Raw genomic sequence first — 22,221 nt, 5'->3', positions numbered from 1 at the left:
CGTCATGCGTAACCGAAGAATCCGAAAGGGACGGCTCCCGGCCACGGCCGCCCTGGCCGCCGTACTCCTCGCCGTGCCGACGGCGACCGCCTCGGCGGCCCCGGCACCCGCCATCGGCGTCTCCGCCGCGCGGCCCCCCGCCGCGGCCTCCCCGGCCTCCCCGGCCGGTAACACCATCGCCGCCACACAGCGGCTGAACATCACCATGCAGGCCCAGCAGAAGAACAACTGGTGCTGGGCGGCGGCCGGCAACACCATCGCCACCTGGTTCGGCCGGAACTACTCGCAGAACCAGTTCTGCAATGCCGCCTTCGGCCGTGCGCAGGGCTACGACTGCCCCAACTCACAGGCCTCGCTCGGCAACGTCCAGGACGGTCTGTACTGGGCCGGGATCAACCCCGGTTCGTACGTCACCGGCTGGCTGCGCTACCCCACCGTCCAGGCCGAGATCGCCGCCGGCCGCCCCGTCGAGACCCGGATCCAGTGGTCGGCGGGCGGCGGCCACATGCATGTCCTGTACGGATACGACGACGCGAACAGCTGGGTCTACTGGGGCGATCCCTGGCCCTCCAGCAACCGCTACAACTGGGCCTCGCACGCCTGGTACGTGAACAACAACGAGTTCTCCTGGACCCACTCCCTCTACCGGATCGGGGCGTGACGGGATGAGCCACGACACCGCACGCACCGCACGCCTCATACGGGCCGCAGACACCGCGGGCCCCCGCAGGGCCGCCCGGTCCGCGGCCGCCGCCCTGGCCGGCGCCGGGGTCCTGGCCGGGGCCGCCCTGTTCACCGTCGCGGCCCCCGGGGCCGCCGCCGCCACCGGACCCACCGCCGGACCGGCCGCCCTGGCCGCCGCCCGACAGGCGGCCACCGACCCCGCGACCCTGGACACCCTGGCCCGGTTCTTCTCCCGCGAGGGCCGGGTCACCAGGTCGGCGGCCGCACCGCGCATCGAGGGCACGGCCGTTCCCGTCAACGGCCTCGATCCGGACTTCGTGGCCGGGAAGCCGGGAGCGCCCGTCGCACGGCTGGACTACCTCGCCACCACGGCCGTCTCCTCGGACGGCCAGAAGGCGTCCCTGTGGACCCTTCCGAAGGAAGGGAAGGAGGGCGGCTGGCAGGTGGTGAACATCGCCACCGGCGACGACGAGACGCGGTACGCCGCCGCCGGTGCCCGGAAGCTGCCCGGCGGAACGGTCTTCCGCGAGCCGCAGGTGGACGCCTGGTTCGTCCAGAAGGGGGCCCGGGTGCTCCCGCTGGACCAGGACGCGGTCCGCGCGGTCGGCCCCCGCGGCACCACGCTGGCCGCCTACCGCGCCCGGGTGCGCGCCGCCTACGGCGACAAGCTCCCCGGCTCCGGGTACGCCCGCTCCGGCAAGGCGGGCGGATACGGCCCCTCCACCGCCCCCTCCACCGCCCCGGGCCCCGGCGGCCGGGGGCAGGGCGCGGTCGCCGCGGGCACGGCGTCCGGCCCCGCCGTGGCCGCCGTCCCGGCCACCGCCGGAGCGGGCGCCCTGCTCGTGCTCGCCCTCGGCGGCCTGACGGTCCTGCGCAACCGCCGCCGGCGGGGCCCGGCCGACAGCGCCGGCCACTGACACCGTGCTCCGGGGCGCGCTCCCGCGTTCCGCGCCCCGGAGCACGGCACCACGTCCGGACCGGCCGTACTGTCACTGCCCGCAAGTAGGGTGGGACACATGGCAGACCCCTCCAGCTACCGCCCCAAGCCGGGACAGATCCCCGACTCCCCGGGGGTCTACAAATTCCGTGACGAACACCGCCGGGTGATCTACGTCGGCAAGGCGAAGAACCTGCGCCAGCGCCTGGCCAACTACTTCCAGGACCTGGCCGCGCTCCACCCCCGGACGCGCACGATGGTCACCACGGCCGCCTCGGTGGAGTGGACGGTCGTCTCCACGGAGGTCGAGGCCCTCCAGCTGGAGTACTCCTGGATCAAGGAGTTCGACCCCCGGTTCAACGTCAAGTACCGCGACGACAAGAGCTATCCGTACCTCGCGGTCACGCTCGACGAGGAGTTCCCGCGCGTCCAGGTGATGCGTGGCGCCAAGAAGAAGGGCGTGCGCTACTTCGGCCCCTACGGGCACGCCTGGGCGATCCGCGAGACGGTCGACCTGATGCTCCGGGTCTTCCCGGTGCGCACGTGCTCCGCCGGCGTCTTCAAGAACGCCGCCCGGACCGGCCGCCCGTGCCTCCTCGGCTACATCGGCAAGTGCTCCGCCCCCTGCGTGGGCCGCGTCACCCCCGAGGAACACCGCGAACTGGCCGTCGACTTCTGCGACTTCATGGCCGGCCGCACCGGCACGTACATCCGCCGCCTGGAGAAGGAGATGATGGCGGCCGCGGAGGAGATGGAGTACGAGCGCGCCGCCCGCCTCCGCGACGACGTGGAGGCCCTGAAGCGGGCCATGGAGAAGAGCGCCGTCGTGCTGGCCGACGCCACCGACGCCGACCTGATCGCGGTCGCCGAGGACGAGCTCGAAGCCGCCGTCCAGATCTTCCACGTCCGCGGCGGCCGGGTCCGCGGCCAGCGCGGCTGGGTCACCGACAAGGTGGAGAACGTCGACACCTCGGGCCTGGTCGAGCACGCCCTCCAGCAGCTCTACGGCGAGGAGACGGGCGACTCCGTCCCCAAGGAGGTCCTCGTCCCGGCCCTGCCCGAGGACCCGGACGCGGTCTCCGAGTGGCTCGCCGGCCGCCGGGGCTCCCAGGTCAGCCTGCGCATCCCGCAGCGCGGCGACAAGAAGGACCTGATGGCGACGGTCCAGCGCAACGCCCAGCAGGCCCTGGGACTGCACAAGACCAAGCGCGCCTCCGACCTGACCACCCGCTCCCGCGCCCTGGAGGAGATCGCCGAGGCGCTCGGCCTCGACACCGCCCCGCTGCGCATCGAGTGCTTCGACATCTCGCATCTCCAGGGCGACGACGTGGTCGCCTCCATGGTCGTCTTCGAGGACGGCCTCGCCCGCAAGAGCGAGTACCGTCGCTTCCAGATCAAGGGCTTCGAGGGCCAGGACGACGTCCGGTCCATGCACGAGGTGATCGGCCGCCGCTTCAAGCGGTACCTCCAGGACAAGGAGCGGACGGGGGAGTGGGAGGAGGCCCCGGCACCCACCGGACCGGTCCCGGCCCCGGACGCGGCCCTGGCCTCCGGCGAGGTCCCGGCCTGCTCCGGCGAGGTCCCTGCCCCTGACGCGGCTCCGGCCCCCGGAGCGGACACCGCTGTCCCCGACAGCGCGGCCGTCCCCGGCGGCGCCCCCGATCCGGATGCCGAGCCCCGCGAGGACGACGGGCGGCCCAAGAGGTTCGCCTATCCGCCGCAGCTCGTCGTGGTCGACGGCGGGCAGCCGCAGGTCGCCGCGGCCAAGCGGGCCCTCGACGAGCTGGGGATCGACGACATCGCCGTCTGCGGTCTCGCCAAGCGCCTGGAAGAGGTCTGGCTGCCCGAGGACGACGACCCCGTCGTCCTGCCCCGTTCCAGCGAGGGCCTCTATCTCCTCCAGCGGGTCCGTGACGAGGCCCACCGCTTCGCGATCACGTACCAGCGCGCCAAGCGGGCCAAACGGATCCGGTCCAGCCCCCTGGACGCCGTCGCCGGTCTCGGTGAAACCCGGAAACAGGCGTTGATCAAGCATTTCGGCTCCGTGAAGAAGCTGAGGCAGGCGACAATCGACGAGATCTGCGAGGTTCCGGGGATAGGCCGCAGGACGGCGGAATCAGTGGCAGTCGCCCTCGCCTCGGCCGCCCCGGCCGCGCCCGCCGTGAACACGGCGACAGGAGAGATCATGGAAGAGAACGACGGGGGCAGCACGACATGACCGAGCGTGAGAAGAACGCGCACGAAGCCGAGCGCACGCAAGAAGTCGAGCACGACGGCACCGACCGAACAGACGGAGCAGGACACGTGAGTACGGGCACCACCATCGAGACGAGCGACGGGAACGCGACCATTCCCGAGCTGGTGATCATCTCGGGGATGTCGGGCGCCGGCCGCAGCACGGCCGCCAAGTGCCTGGAGGACCTCGGCTGGTTCGTCGTCGACAACCTCCCGCCCGCCCTGATCCCCACCATGGTCGAGCTCGGCGCCCGCTCGCAGGGCAACGTGGCCCGGATCGCCGTCGTCGTCGACGTCCGGGGACGCCGCTTCTTCGACAACCTCCGCGACTCCCTCGCCGACCTGGAGGCCAAGCACGTCACCCGGCGGATCGTCTTCCTGGAGTCCTCCGACGACGCCCTCGTCCGCCGCTTCGAATCGGTCCGCCGACCGCACCCCCTCCAGGGCGACGGCCGGATCGTCGACGGCATCGCCGCCGAACGCGACCTGCTGCGCGAGCTGCGCGGCGACGCCGACCTGGTGATCGACACCTCCAGCCTCAACGTGCACGAACTGCGCGCCAAGATGGACGCCCAGTTCGCCGGGGACGAGGAGCCGGAGCTCCGCGCCACGGTGATGTCGTTCGGCTTCAAGTACGGCCTGCCGGTCGACGCCGACCTGGTGGTCGACTGCCGCTTCCTGCCCAACCCGCACTGGGTCCCCGAGCTGCGCCCGTTCACCGGGCTCAACGAGGAGGTCTCCGCCTACGTCTTCGACCAGCCCGGCGCCAAGGAGTTCCTCAACCAGTACACGGAGCTGCTCCAGCTCATCGCCGCCGGGTACCGCCGCGAGGGCAAGCGGTACGTGACCATCGCCGTCGGCTGCACGGGCGGCAAGCACCGTTCGGTCGCCATGTCCGAGAAGCTGGCGGCCCGGCTCGCGACCGAAGGCATCGAGACCGTCCTCGTCCACCGGGACATGGGGCGCGAGTGACCAGCCGCAACCTGCGTCTGCGGCGGCTGCGCAGGGCCACCTCCGCGCTGTCCGGCCGCAAGCGCGGCGCGCAGCCCAAGGTCGTCGCCCTCGGCGGCGGCATGGGCCTGTCCGCGTCGCTGACGTCGCTCCGCCGGATCACCGGCGACCTCACCGCCGTGGTCACCGTGGCCGACGACGGCGGCTCCAGCGGCCGGCTCCGCGAGGAGCTCGGCGTCCTGCCCCCCGGCGACCTGCGCAAGGCGCTGGCCGCCCTCTGCGGCGACGACGACTGGGGCCAGACCTGGGCCCGGGTGATCCAGCACCGCTTCCAGTCCAAGGGCGACCTGCACGAGCACGCGGTCGGCAATCTGCTGATCGTCGCCCTCTGGGAGCAGCTCGGCGACCATGTCCAGGCACTCGACCTGGTCGGCCGCCTCCTCGGCGCGCAGGGCAGGGTGCTGCCCATGTCCGCCGTGCCGCTGGAGCTCCAGGCACTCGTCCGGGGACACGACCCGGACCGCCCCGACGACGTGGACACCGTGCGCGGACAGGCCACCGTGGCGCTCACCCCCGGCGAGGTGCAGTCCGTCCACCTCGTCCCGCACGACCCGCCGGCCGTCCCCGAGGCCGTCGCCGCGGTGCTCGACGCGGACTGGGTGGTGCTCGGCCCCGGGTCCTGGTTCTCCTCCGTGATCCCGCACCTGCTCGTCCCCGAACTGCTCGACGCGCTCGTCGAGACCAAGGCCCGCAAGGTCCTCTCGCTCAACCTCGCACCGCAACCCGGTGAAACTGATGGCTTCTCCCCGCAGCGTCATTTGGAGGTTTTGGGACGACACGCCCCTAAACTCGCCCTGGACGTGGTGCTGGCCGACGAAGCCGCTGTGCCCGATCGCGAGTCCCTCGCCGATGCCGCCAAGCGGCTCGGCGCCGCGGTCGAGCTGGCGCCGGTGGCCTCACCCGACGGCGTTCCGATTCATGACCCGGAGCTGTTGGCCGCCGCGTACGACCGTATTTTTCGGATGCATGGAAGGATCGGCCCATGGCGATGACGCCGGCGGTGAAGGACGAAATCTCTCGGCTTCCCGTGACCCGGACCTGCTGCAGGAAGGCAGAAGTCTCGGCGATTCTTCGGTTCGCGGGTGGGCTGCACCTGGTGAGCGGCCGGATCGTGATCGAGGCGGAGCTGGACACCTCGATGGCGGCACGGCGGCTCAAGCGGGACATCCTCGAAATCTTCGGGCACAGCTCGGAGCTCATCGTGATGGCGCCCGGCGGACTGCGCCGCGGCTCGCGCTACGTCGTACGGGTGGTGGCGGGCGGCGACCAGCTGGCCCGCCAGACCGGGCTGGTGGACGGCCGCGGCCGTCCGATCCGCGGACTGCCCCCGCAGGTGGTCTCGGGGGCCACCTGCGACGCAGAGGCCGCCTGGCGCGGGGCCTTCCTGGCCCACGGCTCGCTCACCGAACCGGGCCGCTCCTCCTCGCTGGAGGTGACCTGCCCCGGCCCGGAGGCGGCGCTCGCCCTGGTCGGCGCCGCGCGCCGGCTCTCCATCGCCGCCAAGGCCCGCGAGGTGCGCGGGGTGGACCGGGTCGTCGTCCGCGACGGCGACGCCATCGGCGCCCTGCTCACCCGGCTCGGCGCCCACGACTCGGTGCTGGCCTGGGAGGAACGGCGGATGCGCCGCGAGGTCCGCGCCACCGCCAACCGCCTGGCCAACTTCGACGACGCCAACCTGCGCCGTTCCGCACGGGCCGCGGTCGCCGCGGGCGCCCGGGTGGGGCGCGCGCTGGAGATCCTGGGCGAGGAGGTCCCCGAGCACCTCGCGGCGGCCGGGCGGCTGCGCATGGAGCACAAGCAGGCGTCCCTGGAGGAGCTGGGCGCGCTCGCCGACCCGCCGCTCACCAAGGACGCGGTCGCCGGCCGGATCCGCAGGCTGCTGGCGATGGCCGACAAGCGGGCCCAGGACCTGGGCATCCCGGGCACCGAATCCACCCTCGGCGAGGAGCTCGCGGACGGCCTGGTGGGCTGACCCGGGCAGCGGTGATCCCGGCCGGTTCGGGGCCCCGAGGGGCCTCCCGGAGTGCTGACGCTGCGTAATGGCCGCTGCGTGTGCGGCCGAGCATCCGGAGGCCCGTGCTCCTACCGAGGGGTACGGGCCTCGAAGGTTCTTACGGGCCTGCTCGATGTCACCCCGCGGGCCTCGGAGAGGTAGGGTCGGAGGCGGTCGGGGACATCTCATACAACTCGCCGGGGTGAGAGCCCCGCGTACCTAACGAGGAGATCGGTTCGTGACGATCCGCGTAGGCATCAACGGCTTTGGCCGCATCGGTCGTAACTACTTCCGCGCGCTGCTGGAGCAGGGTGCGGACATCGAGATCGTGGCTGTCAACGACCTGGGTGACACCGCGACCACGGCCCACCTGCTGAAGTACGACACCATCCTGGGTCGTCTCAAGGCAGAGGTCAGCCACACCGCCGACACCATCACCGTCGATGGTCACACGATCAAGGTGCTCTCCGAGCGCAACCCGGCCGACATCCCCTGGGGTGAGCTGGGCGTCGACATCGTCATCGAGTCGACCGGCATCTTCACGAAGAAGGCCGACGCCGAGAAGCACATCGCCGGCGGCGCCAAGAAGGTCCTCATCTCGGCTCCGGCCAAGGGCGAGGACATCACCATCGTGATGGGCGTCAACCAGGACAAGTACGACGCGGCCAACCACCACGTCATCTCCAACGCCTCCTGCACGACCAACTGCGTCGCGCCGATGGCCAAGGTCCTCGACGAGAACTTCGGCATCGTCAAGGGTCTGATGACGACGGTCCACGCGTACACCAACGACCAGCGCATCCTGGACTTCCCGCACTCGGACCTGCGTCGCGCCCGTGCCGCCGCCGAGAACATCATCCCGACGACCACCGGTGCCGCCAAGGCCACCGCCCTGGTGCTCCCGCAGCTCAAGGGCAAGCTGGACGGTATCGCCATGCGCGTCCCGGTCCCGACCGGCTCGGCCACCGACCTGGTCGTGGAGCTCCAGCGCGAGGTCACCAAGGACGAGGTCAACGCCGCGTTCAAGAAGGCCGCCGACGACGGCGACCTCAAGGGCATCCTGTACTACACCGAGGACCCGATCGTGTCCTCGGACATCGTCGGTGACCCGGCGTCCTGCACCTTCGACTCCTCGCTGACCATGGTCCAGGAGGGCAAGTCGGTGAAGATCCTCGGCTGGTACGACAACGAGTGGGGCTACTCCAACCGCCTCGTCGACCTGACCGTCTTCGTCGGCAACCAGCTCTGACCGTCGAACCGGCAGGCACCCAGGGCCTCTCGTTCGGATCATGCCGGGGTCGCGAGGTCCGGCACGCACGCTCGCGGCGTCGCCGCCGGTCGCCGGGGCTCCGCCTCGCGGCCGCACGCACCGGACCCCGCTCCCTCGTCCGGACCGATCCGAACGAAAGACCCACGATGTGAGCACGGGGCTCGAACAGCGCAACGACGCGCTGTTCGGGCCCCGTCGCGTGCTCTCCCGCCCTCCAAGGAGTCCAGCAAGATGAAGACGATCGACGAACTGATCGCCGAAGGGGTCACCGGCAAGCGCGTATTCGTCCGCGCCGACCTCAACGTGCCGCTGAGCGGCACCACCATCACCGACGACGGCCGCATCCGCGCCGTCCAGCCGACCGTGGAGAAGCTCGTCGCGGCCGGTGCGCGAGTCGTCGTCGCCTCGCACCTGGGCCGCCCCAAGGGTGCCCCGGACCCGGCCTTCTCGCTGGCGCCCGCCGCCGCCCGCCTCGGCGAACTCATCGGCGCCGACGTGGCGTTCGCGACCGACACCGTCGGTGAGTCCGCCCGCGCCACGGTCGCCGCGCTGGGCAACGGCGAGGTCGCCGTCATCGAGAACCTCCGGTTCAACCCCGGTGAGACGTCCAAGGACGACGCCGAGCGCGGCGCGTTCGCCGACCAGCTCGCCGAGCTCGCCGACCTGTACGTGGGCGACGGCTTCGGAGCCGTGCACCGCAAGCACGCCTCGGTCTTCGACCTCCCGGCCCGGCTGCCGCACGCCGCCGGTGACCTGATCGCCACCGAGGTCGGCGTACTGAAGAAGCTCACCGAGAACGTCGAGCGTCCGTACGCCGTGGTGCTCGGCGGCTCCAAGGTCTCCGACAAGCTCGGTGTCATCGACCATCTCCTGGAGCGCGCCGACCGCATCCTGATCGGCGGCGGCATGGCGTACACCTTCCTCAAGGCCCAGGGCCACGAGGTCGGCAGCTCCCTCCTCCAGGAGGACCAGATCCCGGCGGTGCTGGAGTACCTCCGGCGCGCCGAGGAGAAGGGCGTGGAGTTCGTGCTCCCCGTCGACGTCGTGGTCTCCGAGCAGTTCCCGGACCTCAAGGCCAAGGCCCCGACCGAGCACCGCACCGTGCCCGCGGACGCCATGCCGGCCGGGTTCATCGGCCTGGACAACGGCCCCGAGACCAACAAGCTGTACGCCTCGAAGCTCGCCGACGCGGCCACCGTCTTCTGGAACGGCCCGATGGGCGTCTTCGAGCACCCCGATTACGCCGAGGGCACCCGGGCCGTCGCCCAGGCCCTCGTCGACTCCTCGGGCTTCAGTGTCGTCGGCGGTGGCGACTCCGCCGCGGCCGTCCGCACCCTGGGCTTCGACGAGAACGCTTTCGGACACATCTCGACCGGTGGCGGTGCCAGCCTCGAATACCTTGAGGGCAAGACGCTCCCCGGCCTCGCCGCACTGGAGGACTGACCTTTCATGACCACGCGTACCCCGCTGATGGCGGGCAACTGGAAGATGAACCTCAACCACCTGGAGGCCATCGCCCACACCCAGAAGCTCGGCTTCGCGCTGACCGAGAAGGACTACGACGCCGTCGAGGTCGCCGTCCTGCCGCCCTTCACCGACCTGCGCTCCGTGCAGACCCTGGTCGAGGGCGACAAGCTGAAGATCAAGTACGGCGCCCAGGACATCTCGGCGCACGACTCCGGCGCGTACACCGGTGAGATCTCCGGCCCGATGCTCGCCAAGCTGCGGTGCACCTACGTCGCGGTCGGTCACAGCGAGCGCCGTCAGTACCACGGCGAGACCGACGAGATCTGCAACGCCAAGGTGAAGGCCGCGTACAAGCACGGCCTGACCCCGATCCTCTGCATCGGCGAGGGCCTGGACGTCCGCAAGGCCGGTGACCAGGTCTCCTACACCCTCGCGCAGCTCGACGGCGGTCTGAAGGACGTCCCGGCCGAGCAGGCCGAGTCCATCGTGATCGCGTACGAGCCGGTCTGGGCCATCGGTACCGGCGAGGTCGCCACCCCCGAGGACGCCCAGGAGGTCTGCGGTGCGATCCGCCGCCGGCTGGCCGAGCTGTACTCGCAGGAGCTGGCCGACGCCGTCCGCATCCAGTACGGCGGCTCGGTGAAGTCCGGCAATGTCGCCGCGATCATGGCGCAGCCCGACGTGGACGGCGCGCTGGTCGGCGGTGCCGCGCTGGACGCCGACGAGTTCGTCAAGATCATCCGCTTCCGCGACCAGTGAGTATGCGGTAGCGCGGATCCGTCGTACCCTTGCGGGGGCCGTGGAGGGTGTAGCCTCCCGGCCCCCGTTGTTCGCACATGCAGTCCAGAGGAATTCCGGAAAGTAGGGACCAGCCGTGATTTTGGCGTTCGAGATCGCCCTGATCGTCTTCAGCCTGCTGCTGATGCTGCTGGTGCTGATGCACAAGGGAAAGGGCGGCGGCCTCTCCGACATGTTCGGCGGCGGCATGCAGTCCTCGGTCGGCGGCTCCTCGGTCGCCGAGCGGAACCTCGACCGGATCACCGTGGTCGTCGGCCTGGCGTGGTTCGCGTGCATTGTTGTGCTTGGTCTGCTGATCAAGCTGGACAACTGACCCGTCGTACGCGATTCCCGGTGACGGTGTAACTCCTTTCACTGGACGCGCGTTGGGCCTTACGTAGACTGGGGCATCTTCGAGCACCATCACGCAGGGAGTTACGACCGTGGCAAGTGGCAACGCGATCCGGGGAAGCCGGGTCGGAGCGGGGCCGATGGGGGAGGCCGAGCGCGGCGAGTCCGCGCCTCGCCTCCGCATCTCCTTCTGGTGCTCGAACGGGCACGAGACGCAGCCGAGCTTCGCCAGTGACGCGCAGGTACCGGAGACTTGGGACTGCCCGCGCTGCGGCTTCCCGGCCGGCCAGGACCGGGACAGCCCCCCGGACCCGCCGCGCACCGAGCCGTACAAGACACACCTCGCGTACGTACGGGAGCGGCGCAGCGACGCGGACGGCGAGGCGATCCTCGCCGAGGCCCTGGCGAAACTCCGGGGCGAAATCTAGAAGTTCACCGGCCGGGCACCCACAGGGTGTCCGGCCGGACCGCTTCCGGGCCGGTCCGGCCCCGATCCGCCGTACGGGCCTTTGCCGTGCCGCGGGTCCGCATTGTCTCGTCGGCCCCTCTGATCAATTAGGTTGGAGACGCAGCGGGGCATCTGCAGGCACGAGAAGAATTGGGCTGATATCCGGGATGAATACACGAAGCCGAACCAGGCTCAACCAGACGCCCGAGTGGACCGCTCTGGGCGAACACCGTGAGCAGCTCGGGACGACACATCTGCGACAGCTCTTCGCGGACGATCCGCGGCGCGGTACCGGATTCACCCTCCGGGTCGGCGAACTCCATGTCGACTACTCCAAGCACCTGGTCACCGACGAGACGCTGCGGCTGCTGCGCGACCTCGCCTCGGCCACCGGGGTGGCCGAGCTGCGGGACGCGATGTTCCGCGGCGAGAAGATCAACACCACCGAGGACCGCGCCGTCCTGCACACCGCGCTGCGTGCCCCGCGCGACGCCGTGATCGAGGTCGACGGCGAGAACGTGGTGCCCGGTGTGCACGCCGTGCTGGACAAGATGGCGGCGTTCTCCGACCGGGTCAGGTCGGGGGAGTGGACCGGTCACACCGGCAGGCCCATCAAGAACGTCGTCAACATCGGCATCGGCGGTTCCGACCTCGGCCCCGCCATGGCGTACGAGGTGCTGCGCTCCTTCACGGACCGCGGGCTGACCGTCCGCTTCGTGTCGAACGTCGACGGCGCCGACCTCCACGAGGCGGTACGCGACCTCGACCCGGCCGAGACGCTCTTCGTCATCGCGTCGAAGACCTTCACCACGATCGAGACCATCACCAACGCCACCTCCGCCCGCAACTGGCTGCTGACCGGCCTGGGCGCCGGGCAGGACGCGGTCGCCAAGCACTTCGTGGCGCTGTCCACGAATGCCGGGAAGGTCGCCGAGTTCGGCATCGACACCGCCAACATGTTCGAGTTCTGGGATTGGGTCGGCGGCCGCTACTCGTACGACTCCGCCATCGGCCTCTCGCTGATGATCGCCATCGGACCGGACCGGTTCCGCGAGATGCTCGACGGCTTCCACCTGGTCGACGAGCACTTCCGCACCGCCCCCGCCGAGGAGAACGTCCCGCTGCTGCTGGGCCTGTTGGGCGTCTGGTACGGGGCGTTCTTCGACGCCCAGTCGCATGCCGTGCTGCCGTACAGCCACTATCTGTCCAAGTTCACCGCGTACTTGCAGCAGCTGGACATGGAGTCCAACGGCAAGTCCGTGGACCGGGACGGCAATCCGGTCGACTGGCAGACCGGGCCGGTCGTCTGGGGCACCCCCGGCACCAACGGTCAGCATGCCTACTATCAGCTGATCCACCAGGGCACCAAGATCATCCCGGCCGACTTCATCGGCTTCGCCGAGCCGGTCGCCGACCTGCTGCCCGGTCTGGTCGCCCAGCACGACCTGCTGATGGCCAACTTCTTCGCCCAGACCCAGGCGCTCGCCTTCGGCAAGACGCCGGACGAGGTCCGCGCCGAGGGGGTCGCCGAGGAACTGGTGCCGCACAAGACCTTCAAGGGCAACCACCCGACGACGACGATCCTCGCCGACCGGCTGACCCCGTCCGTCCTCGGCCAGCTGATCGCGCTGTACGAGCACAAGGTCTTCGTCCAGGGCGCCGTCTGGAACATCGACTCCTTCGACCAGTGGGGCGTCGAGCTCGGCAAGGTCCTCGCCAAGAAGATCGAGCCGGTGCTGACCGGGGACGAGAAGGGCGAGGGGCTGGACAGCTCGACCGCCGCGCTCGTCGAGGCGTACCGCGCCCGCCGGGGGCGCTGAGCCGATGACCACGGGGGAGGGGACGGTGCGGCTGCGGCCGCCGAACAACACGTTGGACCCGAGGGCCGTGGGGTGGTGGCGGTCCCAGTGGCTGCTGCTGACCGCCGCCCCCGTGGTCGTCCTGGCCGTGCTGGGCGCGTTCATCGCGCCCGCCCGGTTCTGGCTGCTGCTGCCCGCCGGGGTCCTCGCGGTCCTCGGCACCGGCTGCGCCGTCCTCCTCCCCGCCTGGTGGTTCCGTACCCACCGCTGGGAGGTCACCGACGAAGCGGTGTACGTCAGGACCGGGGTCTTCCGGCAGGAGTGGCGGATCGCCCCGATGTCCCGGATCCAGACCGTGGACACCGTGCGCGGGCCGCTCGAACAGCTCTACCGGCTCGCCACGGTCACCGTGACCACCGCCTCGGCCAAGGGAGCGGTGCGGATCGAGGGCCTCGACCACGAGACGGCGGCCGAGCTGGCCGAGCGGCTGACCCGGATCACCCAGGACACCCCCGGGGACGCCACATGAGCTCCGGGGCGGCGCTCTCCCCCTCCCCGGACGCCGGGGACGGCCGGGACCGGAGCCACGCCCAGGACCCCGGCACCGCCCCGGCCCCGGCCGACTGGCGGCGGCTGGACCGGCGCACGGTCCTCGCCAGCGCGCTCGTCACCGGCGGAGTGGTGGCCGGAGCGGCCGTGCCCACCACCCTCGGCCTGTCCGGGCGCCTCGGCCTCGGGGCCGCGGTCGCCTGGGTCCTCACCGGCGCCCTCCTGCTGATCGGCTCCGCCGCGGGCGGCGACTACGTACGGTGGCGCCGCACCCGCTACCGCATCGGGGCCGAGCGGGTCGAACTCCACACCGGACTGTTCCTGGTCAAGAAGCGTTCGCTGGCCCGGGAGCGCATCCGCAGCGTCGACCTCACCGCCCATCTGCTGCAACGGATCCTCGGCCTGGTCACCGTCCGCATCGGCACCGGCGAGCACGCCGGCCACGACTCCACCCTGGAGCTCGACCCGGTCACCCGGCCCGAGGGCGAACGGCTGCGCCGCGCCCTGCTCGAACGCGCGGCCACCGACGCCCCCGGCACCCATCGCGAGGGCGAGCTGGCCGCCCTCGACCCGCGCTGGATCCGCTACGCACCGGTCTCGTTCGTCGCCCCCGCGCTCGGCGGCGCCGCAGGCGGCGCGGTGCTCCAGGTCAGCGACTGGTTCGGGGCACAGGGGCAGGTGATCGAGTGGATCGGCGAGCGCTTCCGGGACACCTCGCTGCTCACCATGATCGTGCTCCTCGCCCTCGCCGCCGTGGTCGCCGGGGTCGTCGGCGCGCTCGGTCTCTGGGTCGAGATGTGGTGGAACTACCGGCTGGAGCGCGAGCCCGGCGGCACCCTGCGCATCCGGCGCGGACTGCTGACCTCCCGGTCCGTCACCATCGAGGAGAAGCGGCTGCGCGGGGTCGACCTCGTCGAACCGCTCGGCATCCGGACCTTCGGCGCGGCCCGCGTCGACGCGATCACCACCGGACTGGCCAAGGACGACGAGGAAGAGCACGGCGACCACAACACCCTGCTGCCCGCCGTGCCCAGACGGGTCGCCGACGCGGTGGCCGCGGACGTCCTGCGCGCGGGCGCGTCCCCGACCGGCGCCCCGCTGACCGCACACCCCCTGGCGGCCCGCGGCCGCCGGCTGCGCCGGGCGTGCTGGGCCGTCGGCGCCCCGGTCCTCGTCCTGGCCCTGCTGGGCGCGCTGCTGACCCCGGTCCTGCTCTGGACCGCGCTCGGCTGCGCCGTCGTGGGGCTGCCCCTCGGCCTCCTCCTGGCCCGGGACGCCTACCGCGGCCTCGGACACGCCGTCAGCGGCGACTACCTGGTGGTGAGGGCGGGCACGCTCCGGCGCTCGACCGCGGCGCTGGAGCGGGCCGGGGTCATCGGCTGGACGGTCCGGCAGACGTACTTCCAGCGGCGGTCCGGGGTGCTGAGCGTCACCGCGACGACGGCCGCCGGGGCGGGCGCGTACACGGCGCACGACACCGGGGCGAGCCAGGGGCTCCGCTTCGCCGCCGAGGCCGTGCCCGGCCTGCTGGAGCCCTTCCTGGAGCGTGTCCCGCCCACCGGCTGACCCGGGTCAGCCGTGCGTGGTGTCGATCACGCAGAAGCGATTGCCCTCGGGGTCCGCCAGGACGACGAAGTCCGGGTCGTCCGGGTACAGCTCCCAGTCGACCCGTACCGCGCCCAGCGCGATCAGCCGGTCCACCTCGGCGTCCTGCTCCTCGGTGTAGAGATCGAGGTGGACCCGGGGGACCTCCTGCACGGGCGTGTCGCCGCGCCCCAGGGCCAGCCCGACGCCCGACCCCCCGGCCGGGACCAGCACCACCCAGTCCTCCTCCGCCGGTTCACGCTCGACGAGGCCGAGCGCCGCCTTCCAGAACTGCGCCGCCCGCCGTACGTCCGACGCACCCATCACCACGGTTCCGATCCGCACCATGGGCCGAGTCTTCCACGCGGCAGGCCCGGCCGCTCCGAGGAGCGAACCGGGCCTGCGCGTGGGCATACCGACGGTCGATCAGGGCGAGGCGGGCGGATACAGCGCGCGCGGCAGCCGGGAGGCCGCCGCCGCGTCCAGCAGCCACAGGGTGCGGCTGCGCCCGTAGGCGCCGGCGGCCGGGGCCTGGATCTCCCCGGCACCCGAGAGCGCGATCTCCGCGGCCTCCGCCTTGTCCTCGCCCGCGGCGAGCAGCCACACCTCGCGGGCCGCCCGGATCGCGGGCAGCGTGAGCGAGATACGGGTGGGCGGCGGCTTGGGGGCGCCGTGCACACCGACGACGGTGCGCTCGGTCTCCCGTACCGCGGGCAGCTCCGGGAAGAGCGACGCGACATGGGTGTCCGGGCCGACGCCCAGCATCAGCACGTCGAACGTCGGCACCGGGCCGTGGTCCTCGGGACCGGCCGCGGCGGCCAGCTCCCCGGCGTACGCGGCCGCCGCCGCGTCCGCGTCGTTGCCGTACGGGCCGTCCGAGGCGGGCATCGCGTGCACCCGGGACGGGTCCAGCTCCACCGAGTCCAGCAGGGCCTCGCGGGCCTGCGTGACATTGCGCTCCGGATCGCCCTCCGGGAGGAACCGCTCGTCGCCCCACCACAGATCGAGCCGCGACCAGTCGATCGCGTCCCGGGCGGGCGCGGCGGCGAGCGCGGCCAGCAGGCCGTTGCCGTTGCGCCCGCCGGTGAGGACCACCGAGGCGTAGCCCCGCGCGGCCTGGGCGTCCACGATCCTCGTGATCAGCCGGGCCGCGGCGGCCTGTGCCATCAGCTCCTTGTCGCGGTGCACGACGAGCTGGGGAGCACTCACTTCGACGCCGCCTTCTTGGCCGCGGTCTTCTTCGCGGCGGCCGGGGCGGGCGCGGCGGGCTCCGCGGGCTGCGGCTCCGCCTGTCCGCCGAGCTTCGCCACGCCGAACTTCACCGTCGCCTCGTAGGTGTTGTCCGGGTCCAGACGGCGCAGCTCCTCGGCGAGCAGCTCGGCGGTGTCCCGTCGCTTGAGCGCCACCGCGCGGTCCGGCTGGCCCTGCATCGAGAGCGTGGCCAGCGAGCCGTCGGGGCGGTCCAGGACGATGACGCCGTTCTTGGTCTCCATCCGCACGGCCGTCAGACCGGGCCCGGCGGAGACGGTGCGCTCGACCGGCACCTTGAGCCGGTCCGCGAGCCACATGGCGAGCAGCTCGCAGCTGGGGTTCTCCGACTCGCCCTCGACCGTCGCCGAGACGACGTCCACGTGCTGCTGGTCGAGCGCGGCCGCCAGCATCGAGCGCCACGGCGTGATGCGGGTCCAGGCCAGATCGGTGTCGCCCGGGGTGTAGGAGTCGGCGCGCGTCGCCAGCTCCTGGCCCGGGTGCTCCGCCGAGTACGCGTCCGTGATCCGGCGCTGGGCGAGCGCGCCCAGCGGGTCCTTCGCCGGGTCGACGGGTGCGTCCTCGGGCCACCAGACCACGACCGGGGCGTCCGGCAGCAGCAGCGGCAGGACCACCGACTGGGCGTGGTTGGCCAGCTCGCCGTGGAGGCGCAGCACGACCGTCTCGCCGGTGCCCGCGTCGGAACCGACCCGCACCTCGGCGTCGAGCCGGGCGTCCCGGCGGCTGCGCGGCGAGCGGCTGACCCGCTTGATCACCGCGATGATCCGCGAGGGGTGCTCGCGCGAGGCGTCACCGGCCGACTTGAGCGCGTCGTACGCGTTCTCCTCGTCGGTGACGATGACCAGGGTGAGCACCATGCCGATGGCCGGGGTGCCGATGGCGCGGCGGGCCGAGACCAGCGCCTGGTTGATCTTGCTGGAAGTGGTCTCCGTGAGATCGATCTTCATGGCCGGCGCCAGCTCCGTCCGTCTCGTGCGAGCATCTCGTCGGCCTCGGCCGGGCCCCAGGTGCCCGCCGGGTACTGCGCGGGCTTGCCGTGCTTGTCCCAGTACTCCTCGATCGGATCGAGGATGTTCCAGGACAGCTCGACCTCCTGGTGCCGGGGGAAGAGGTTGGCGTCGCCGAGCAGCACGTCGAGGATGAGCCGCTCGTAGGCCTCCGGGCTGGACTCCGTGAAGGACTCGCCGTACGCGAAGTCCATCGTGACGTCCCGGACCTCCATGGAGGTGCCGGGCACCTTGGAGCCGAACCGCACGGTCACGCCCTCGTCCGGCTGGACCCGGATGACCAGGGCGTTGCCGCCCAGCTCCTCGGTGGCACCGGACTCGAAGGGCAGGTACGGGGCCCGCTTGAAGACGACCGCGATCTCCGTGACCCGGCGGCCGAGCCGCTTTCCGGTACGGAGGTAGAACGGCACGCCCGCCCAGCGGCGGTTGTTGATCGTCAGCTTGATCGCGGCGTAGGTGTCGGTCTTCGACTTGGGGTCGATGCCGTCCTCTTCGAGGTACCCGGGGACCTCCTCGCCGCCCTGCCACGCGTGGGCGTACTGGGCGCGCACGGTGTGCTTGCCCAGGTCCTCCGGCAGCTCCACCGCCGTGAGCACCTTGAGCTTCTCGGCGACCAGGGCCTTCGGGTGGAAGGAGCCGGGCTCCTCCATCGCGGTCAGCGCCAGCAGCTGGAGCAGGTGGTTCTGGATGACGTCACGGGCGGCGCCGATGCCGTCGTAGTAGCCGGCCCGGCCGCCGATGCCGATGTCCTCGGCCATCGTGATCTGGACGTGGTCGACGTAGGACCTGTTCCAGATCGGCTCGAACATCGTGTTGGCGAAGCGCAGCGCCAGGATGTTCTGGACCGTCTCCTTGCCCAGGTAGTGGTCGATCCGGAAGACCTCGTTGGGCGGGAACACGTCGTGCACGATCTGGTTGAGCTCCTGCGCGCTCTTCAGGTCGTGGCCGAAGGGCTTCTCGATGACGGCACGCCGCCAGGAGCCCTCCTTCTGGTCGGCGAGCCCGTGCTTCTTGAGCTGCTGGACGACCTTGGGGAAGAACTTCGGCGGCACGGACAGGTAGAAGGCGAAGTTGCCGCCCGTGCCCTGCGCCTTGTCCAGCTCCTGGATCGTGGTCTTCAGCTGCTCGAAGGCGTCGTCGTCGTCGAAGTTGCCCTGGACGAAGCGCATCCCCTGGATGAGCTGCTGCCAGACCTCCTCGCGGAACGGCGTACGGGCGTGCTGCTTGACGGCATCGTGGACCTCCTGTGCGAAGTCCTCGTCCTGCCATTCGCGGCGGGCGAAACCGATGAGGGAGAAGCCCGGCGGCAACAGGCCGCGGTTGGCCAGGTCGTAGACGGCGGGCATCAGCTTTTTGCGGGACAAATCGCCCGTGACACCGAAGATCACCAGCCCCGACGGCCCCGCGATGCGCGGGAGCCGTCGGTCCTGGGGGTCACGAAGCGGATTGGCTCCGGGAACACCGGACAAGGTGGTCAGCCCTCCGAAGGGGCGAGGCGCTTGAGCTCCGCCTCGGTCGAGTTGAGCAGGTCGATCCAGGCGGCCTCGAACTTCTCGACGCCCTCGTCCTCCAGGAGCTGGACGACGTCGTCGTAGGAGATCCCGAGCTTCGCCACGGCGTCGAGCTCGGCGCGGGCCTGCTCGTAGGTGCCCGCGATGGTGTCGCCGGTGACCTGTCCGTGGTCGGCCGTGGCCTCCAGGGTCGCCTCGGGCATGGTGTTCACCGTGCCGGGGGCGACGAGGTCGACGACGTACAGGGTGTCCTTGTACGCGGGGTCCTTGACGCCGGTCGAGGCCCACAGCGGACGCTGCTTGTTGGCGTGGGCCCGGTCGAGGGCGGCCCAGCGGTCCGAGGAGAAGACCTCCTCGTACGCCTGGTACGCGAGCCGGGCGTTGGCGAGGGCCGCCTTGCCCTTGAGGGCCTTGGCCTCGTCGGTGCCCACGGTGTCCAGGCGCTTGTCGATCTCGGTGTCCACGCGGGACACGAAGAACGAGGCCACCGAGTGGATCAGGGAGAGGTCCAGGCCCGCGGCCTTGGCCTTCTCCAGGCCCGCCAGGTAGGCGTCCATGACCTCGCGGTAGCGCTCCAGCGAGAAGATCAGCGTGACGTTGACGCTGATGCCCTTGCCGATGACCTCGGTGATCGCCGGGAGACCGGCCTTCGTCGCCGGGATCTTGATGAGCGTGTTGGGCCGGTCCACCAGCCAGGCCAGCTGCTTGGCCTCGGCGACGGTGGCCGCGGTGTGGTGGGCCAGGCGCGGGTCGACCTCGATGGAGACCCGGCCGTCCTGGCCGTCCGTGGCGTCGAAGACCGGACGCAGGATGTCCGCGGCGTCCCGTACGTCGGCCGTGGTGATCATGCGGATCGCCTCGTCGACGGTGACCTTGCGGGTGGCGAGGTCGGTGAGCTGCTGCTCGTACCCGTCGCCCGAGGAGATCGCCTTCTGGAAGATCGACGGGTTGGTGGTGACGCCCACGACGTGCTGCTGGTCGATCAGCTCGGCGAGGTTGCCCGAGGTGATCCGCTTGCGCGACAGGTCATCGAGCCAGATCGCCACGCCCTCGTCGGAGAGGCGCTTGAGTGCGTCTGTCATGAGAAATGCATCTCCTACTAGTCGTATAACGGCGTCAGCGCGTGGCTGCCGCGAGAGATTCCCGGGCGGCGGCGGCGACGTGCTCGCCGGTGAAGCCGAACTCACGGAAGAGGACCTTGGCGTCGGCCGAAGCGCCGAAGTGCTCCAGCGAGACGATCCGGCCGGCGTCCCCGACGTAGCGGTACCAGGTCAGGCCGATACCGGCCTCGACGGCGACGCGCGCCTTCACGGACGGCGGCAGAACGCTGTCCTTGTACGCCTGGTCCTGCTCCTCGAACCACTCGACCGACGGCATCGAGACCACCCGGGTCGGGATGCCGGCCGCCTGGAGCTCCTCGCGCGCCTCGACGGCGAGGTGCACCTCGGAGCCCGTGCCGATGAGGAGGACCTGGGGCTCTCCGCCCTCCGCCTCGAAGAGCACGTAGCCGCCCTTGGCCGCGTCCTCGTTCGCCTCGTACGTCGGAACGCCCTGGCGGGTCAGCGCCAGGCCGTGCGGGGCGCCCTTGCCGAACACCTTGGTGTAGCGGCGCAGGATCTCGCGCCAGGCGATGGAGGTCTCGTTGGCGTCGGCCGGGCGGACGATGTTCAGGCCCGGGATGGCACGCAGCGAGGCCAGGTGCTCCACCGGCTGGTGGGTCGGGCCGTCCTCGCCGAGACCGATCGAGTCGTGCGTCCACACGTACGTCACCGGCAGGTGCATCAGCGCGGACAGGCGCACCGCGTTGCGCATGTAGTCGGAGAACACCAGGAAGGTGCCGCCGTAGATGCGGGTGTTGCCGTGCAGCGCGATGCCGTTCATGGCCGCGGCCATGGCGTGCTCACGGATGCCGAAGTGGATCGTGCGGCCGTACGGGTCCGCGCCCGGCAGCGGGTTGCCCACCGGGAGGAACGACGACGTCTTGTCGATCGTGGTGTTGTTCGAGCCCGCGAGGTCGGCGGAGCCGCCCCACAGCTCGGGGATGATCTCGCCGAGCGCCTGGAGCACCTTGCCGGAGGCGGCACGGGTGGCGACGCCCTTGCCCGGCTCGAAGACCGGGAACTTGTCCTCCCAGCCCGCGGGCAGCTCACCGGCGGAGATCCGGTCGAAATCGGCGGCGCGCTCCGGGTTGGCGGTGCGCCACGCGGCGAAGGACTTCTCCCACTCGCCCCGGGCCTCGCGGCCGCGGTCCAGCGCCTCACGGGTGTGGGCGATGACCTCGTCGGCCACCTCGAAGGTCTTCTCCGGGTCGAAGCCCAGGACCCTCTTCGTGGCGGCGACCTCTTCGTCACCGAGCGCCGAGCCGTGCGCGGCCTCGGTGTTCTGGGCGTGCGGCGCGGGCCAGGCGATGATCGAGCGGGCCGCGATGAACGACGGGCGCCCGGTCTCGGCCTTGGCGGCCTGGAGCGCGCGGTAGAGACCCGCCGGGTCCAGGTCGCCGCTGGGCAGCGGCTCGACGCGCTGGACGTGCCAGCCGTACGCCTCGTAGCGCTTCAGGGTGTCCTCGGAGACCGCGGTCTCCGTGTCGCCCTCGATGGAGATGTGGTTGTCGTCCCAGAGCAGGACCAGATTGCCCAGCTTCTGGTGGCCGGCCAGCGAGGACGCCTCCGCGGAGATGCCCTCCTGGAGGCAGCCGTCACCGGCGACGGCCCAGATCATGTGGTCGAACGGGGAGGTGCCGGGGGCGGCCTCCGGGTCGAACAGGCCGCGCTCGTAGCGGGAGGCCATCGCCATGCCCACGGCGTTGGCGACACCCTGGCCCAGCGGGCCGGTGGTGGTCTCGACACCGGTGGTGTGGCCGTACTCCGGGTGACCGGGGGTCTTCGAGCCCCAGGTACGGAACGCCTTGAGGTCGTCGAGCTCCAGGCCGTACCCGGCCAGGTAGAGCTGGATGTAGAGGGTCAGGCTGGTGTGACCGGCCGAGAGCACGAACCGGTCGCGTCCGGTCCAGTCGGCGTCGGCGGGGTCGTGGCGCATCACCTTCTGGAAGAGGGTGTACGCGGCGGGAGCGAGGCTCATGGCCGTACCAGGGTGGCCGTTTCCGACCTTCTGTACGGCGTCCGCGGCGAGGACACGGACGGTGTCCACGGCCCGCTGGTCCAATTCGGTCCACTGGAGGTCTGTGGTGGTCGGCTTGGTGCTCACCCTGAGTCAGGGCTCCTCTCCACTGTTGTAAACCGGTGACTGTGACCGCACCGGGCGTTGTCGAGCCTACCCCCGCCGGAACAAGCATTTTCCGCTGCTTTCCAGGGTGCGGGCGGCCCGCGGAG

General features: G+C 71.2%; 20 protein-coding genes. 14 read left to right on the top strand and 6 right to left on the bottom strand.

Features of this window, described 5'->3' with window-relative positions; all coding sequences use genetic code 11:
• The first annotated feature begins 4 nt into the window (after positions 1 to 4).
• The 14 genes from ACFVFH_RS00705 to ACFVFH_RS00640 all read left to right on the top strand — a co-directional run bounded on the left by ACFVFH_RS00705 (position 5) and on the right by ACFVFH_RS00640 (position 15,087).
• On the top strand, positions 5 to 661 hold the full coding sequence (locus ACFVFH_RS00705) for a papain-like cysteine protease family protein (RefSeq protein ID WP_383761450.1): 657 nt from the start codon (positions 5 to 7) through the stop codon (positions 659 to 661).
• Positions 662 to 665: 4 nt separating this feature from the next.
• Positions 666 to 1,601, top strand: coding sequence for a hypothetical protein (locus ACFVFH_RS00700; protein ID WP_383761447.1), 936 nt, complete (start codon positions 666 to 668; stop codon positions 1,599 to 1,601).
• A gap of 99 nt (positions 1,602 to 1,700) precedes the next feature.
• A complete protein-coding gene (uvrC, locus tag ACFVFH_RS00695; protein ID WP_383761444.1) occupies positions 1,701 to 3,839 on the top strand; it encodes an excinuclease ABC subunit UvrC in 2,139 nt (712 codons plus the stop codon).
• Complete coding sequence (gene rapZ, locus ACFVFH_RS00690; protein ID WP_383761443.1) at positions 3,836 to 4,828, top strand: RNase adapter RapZ; 993 nt, start codon at positions 3,836 to 3,838, stop codon at positions 4,826 to 4,828. Before uvrC ends, rapZ begins: the two co-directional genes overlap by 4 nt.
• The gene (yvcK, locus tag ACFVFH_RS00685; RefSeq protein ID WP_383761440.1) at positions 4,825 to 5,859 is read left to right on the top strand and encodes a uridine diphosphate-N-acetylglucosamine-binding protein YvcK; all 1,035 of its coding nucleotides are present in this window, start codon (positions 4,825 to 4,827) and stop codon (positions 5,857 to 5,859) included. Before rapZ ends, yvcK begins: the two co-directional genes overlap by 4 nt.
• Entirely contained in the window at positions 5,850 to 6,839 is a 990-nt protein-coding gene (gene whiA / locus ACFVFH_RS00680) for a DNA-binding protein WhiA (protein WP_329865985.1), read from the top strand. Before yvcK ends, whiA begins: the two co-directional genes overlap by 10 nt.
• Before the next feature lie 259 nt (positions 6,840 to 7,098).
• Entirely contained in the window at positions 7,099 to 8,109 is a 1,011-nt protein-coding gene (gene gap / locus ACFVFH_RS00675; protein ID WP_124718312.1) for a type I glyceraldehyde-3-phosphate dehydrogenase, read from the top strand.
• Between the two features lie 252 nt (positions 8,110 to 8,361).
• Positions 8,362 to 9,573: a phosphoglycerate kinase gene (locus ACFVFH_RS00670; protein ID WP_383761435.1), complete on the top strand. Its 1,212-nt coding sequence runs from the start codon at positions 8,362 to 8,364 to the stop codon at positions 9,571 to 9,573.
• A gap of 6 nt (positions 9,574 to 9,579) precedes the next feature.
• Positions 9,580 to 10,356, top strand: coding sequence for a triose-phosphate isomerase (tpiA, locus tag ACFVFH_RS00665; RefSeq protein WP_383761432.1), 777 nt, complete (start codon positions 9,580 to 9,582; stop codon positions 10,354 to 10,356).
• A 115-nt stretch (positions 10,357 to 10,471) separates the two neighbouring features.
• On the top strand, positions 10,472 to 10,708 hold the full coding sequence (secG, locus tag ACFVFH_RS00660) for a preprotein translocase subunit SecG (protein WP_093539669.1): 237 nt from the start codon (positions 10,472 to 10,474) through the stop codon (positions 10,706 to 10,708).
• A 109-nt stretch (positions 10,709 to 10,817) separates the two neighbouring features.
• On the top strand, positions 10,818 to 11,153 hold the full coding sequence (locus ACFVFH_RS00655) for an RNA polymerase-binding protein RbpA (protein ID WP_072483070.1): 336 nt from the start codon (positions 10,818 to 10,820) through the stop codon (positions 11,151 to 11,153).
• 187 nt (positions 11,154 to 11,340) lie between these two features.
• A complete protein-coding gene (gene pgi / locus ACFVFH_RS00650) occupies positions 11,341 to 12,993 on the top strand; it encodes a glucose-6-phosphate isomerase (protein ID WP_383761430.1) in 1,653 nt (550 codons plus the stop codon).
• A 4-nt stretch (positions 12,994 to 12,997) separates the two neighbouring features.
• Positions 12,998 to 13,501, top strand: a complete 504-nt coding sequence (locus tag ACFVFH_RS00645; RefSeq protein WP_383761427.1) for a PH domain-containing protein — start codon at positions 12,998 to 13,000, stop codon at positions 13,499 to 13,501.
• A complete protein-coding gene (locus tag ACFVFH_RS00640) occupies positions 13,498 to 15,087 on the top strand; it encodes a PH domain-containing protein (protein ID WP_383761424.1) in 1,590 nt (529 codons plus the stop codon). The genes ACFVFH_RS00645 and ACFVFH_RS00640 overlap by 4 nt, the downstream gene beginning before the upstream one ends.
• 6 nt (positions 15,088 to 15,093) lie before the next feature.
• Here ACFVFH_RS00640 and ACFVFH_RS00635 read toward each other — a convergent pair whose 3' ends face one another.
• The 6 genes from ACFVFH_RS00635 to tkt all read right to left on the bottom strand — a co-directional run bounded on the left by ACFVFH_RS00635 (position 15,094) and on the right by tkt (position 22,096).
• On the bottom strand, positions 15,094 to 15,453 hold the full coding sequence (locus tag ACFVFH_RS00635) for a VOC family protein (protein ID WP_383761421.1): 360 nt from the start codon (positions 15,451 to 15,453) through the stop codon (positions 15,094 to 15,096).
• Between the two features lie 78 nt (positions 15,454 to 15,531).
• The gene (gene pgl, locus ACFVFH_RS00630) at positions 15,532 to 16,314 is read right to left on the bottom strand and encodes a 6-phosphogluconolactonase (RefSeq protein WP_383761418.1); all 783 of its coding nucleotides are present in this window, start codon (positions 16,312 to 16,314) and stop codon (positions 15,532 to 15,534) included.
• Positions 16,311 to 17,321, bottom strand: coding sequence for a glucose-6-phosphate dehydrogenase assembly protein OpcA (gene opcA, locus ACFVFH_RS00625; protein ID WP_383761415.1), 1,011 nt, complete (start codon positions 17,319 to 17,321; stop codon positions 16,311 to 16,313). Before opcA ends, pgl begins: the two co-directional genes overlap by 4 nt.
• Entirely contained in the window at positions 17,318 to 18,850 is a 1,533-nt protein-coding gene (gene zwf / locus ACFVFH_RS00620) for a glucose-6-phosphate dehydrogenase (RefSeq protein WP_383761412.1), read from the bottom strand. The genes opcA and zwf overlap by 4 nt, the downstream gene beginning before the upstream one ends.
• Positions 18,851 to 18,855: 5 nt before the next feature.
• Positions 18,856 to 19,974 (bottom strand): transaldolase, encoded by a 1,119-nt coding sequence (gene tal / locus ACFVFH_RS00615; RefSeq protein WP_383761409.1) that lies wholly within the window; start codon positions 19,972 to 19,974, stop codon positions 18,856 to 18,858.
• Positions 19,975 to 20,008: 34 nt separating this feature from the next.
• Positions 20,009 to 22,096, bottom strand: a complete 2,088-nt coding sequence (gene tkt, locus ACFVFH_RS00610) for a transketolase (RefSeq protein ID WP_383761406.1) — start codon at positions 22,094 to 22,096, stop codon at positions 20,009 to 20,011.
• Between the last annotated feature and the right edge of the window lie 125 nt (positions 22,097 to 22,221).

This window comes from Streptomyces sp. NPDC057697, assembly GCF_042799335.1.
Lineage (GTDB): Bacteria > Actinomycetota > Actinomycetes > Streptomycetales > Streptomycetaceae > Streptomyces.
The sequence above is the reverse complement of the archived record's forward strand: the minus strand, read 5'-3'. Positions and strand labels throughout refer to the sequence as shown.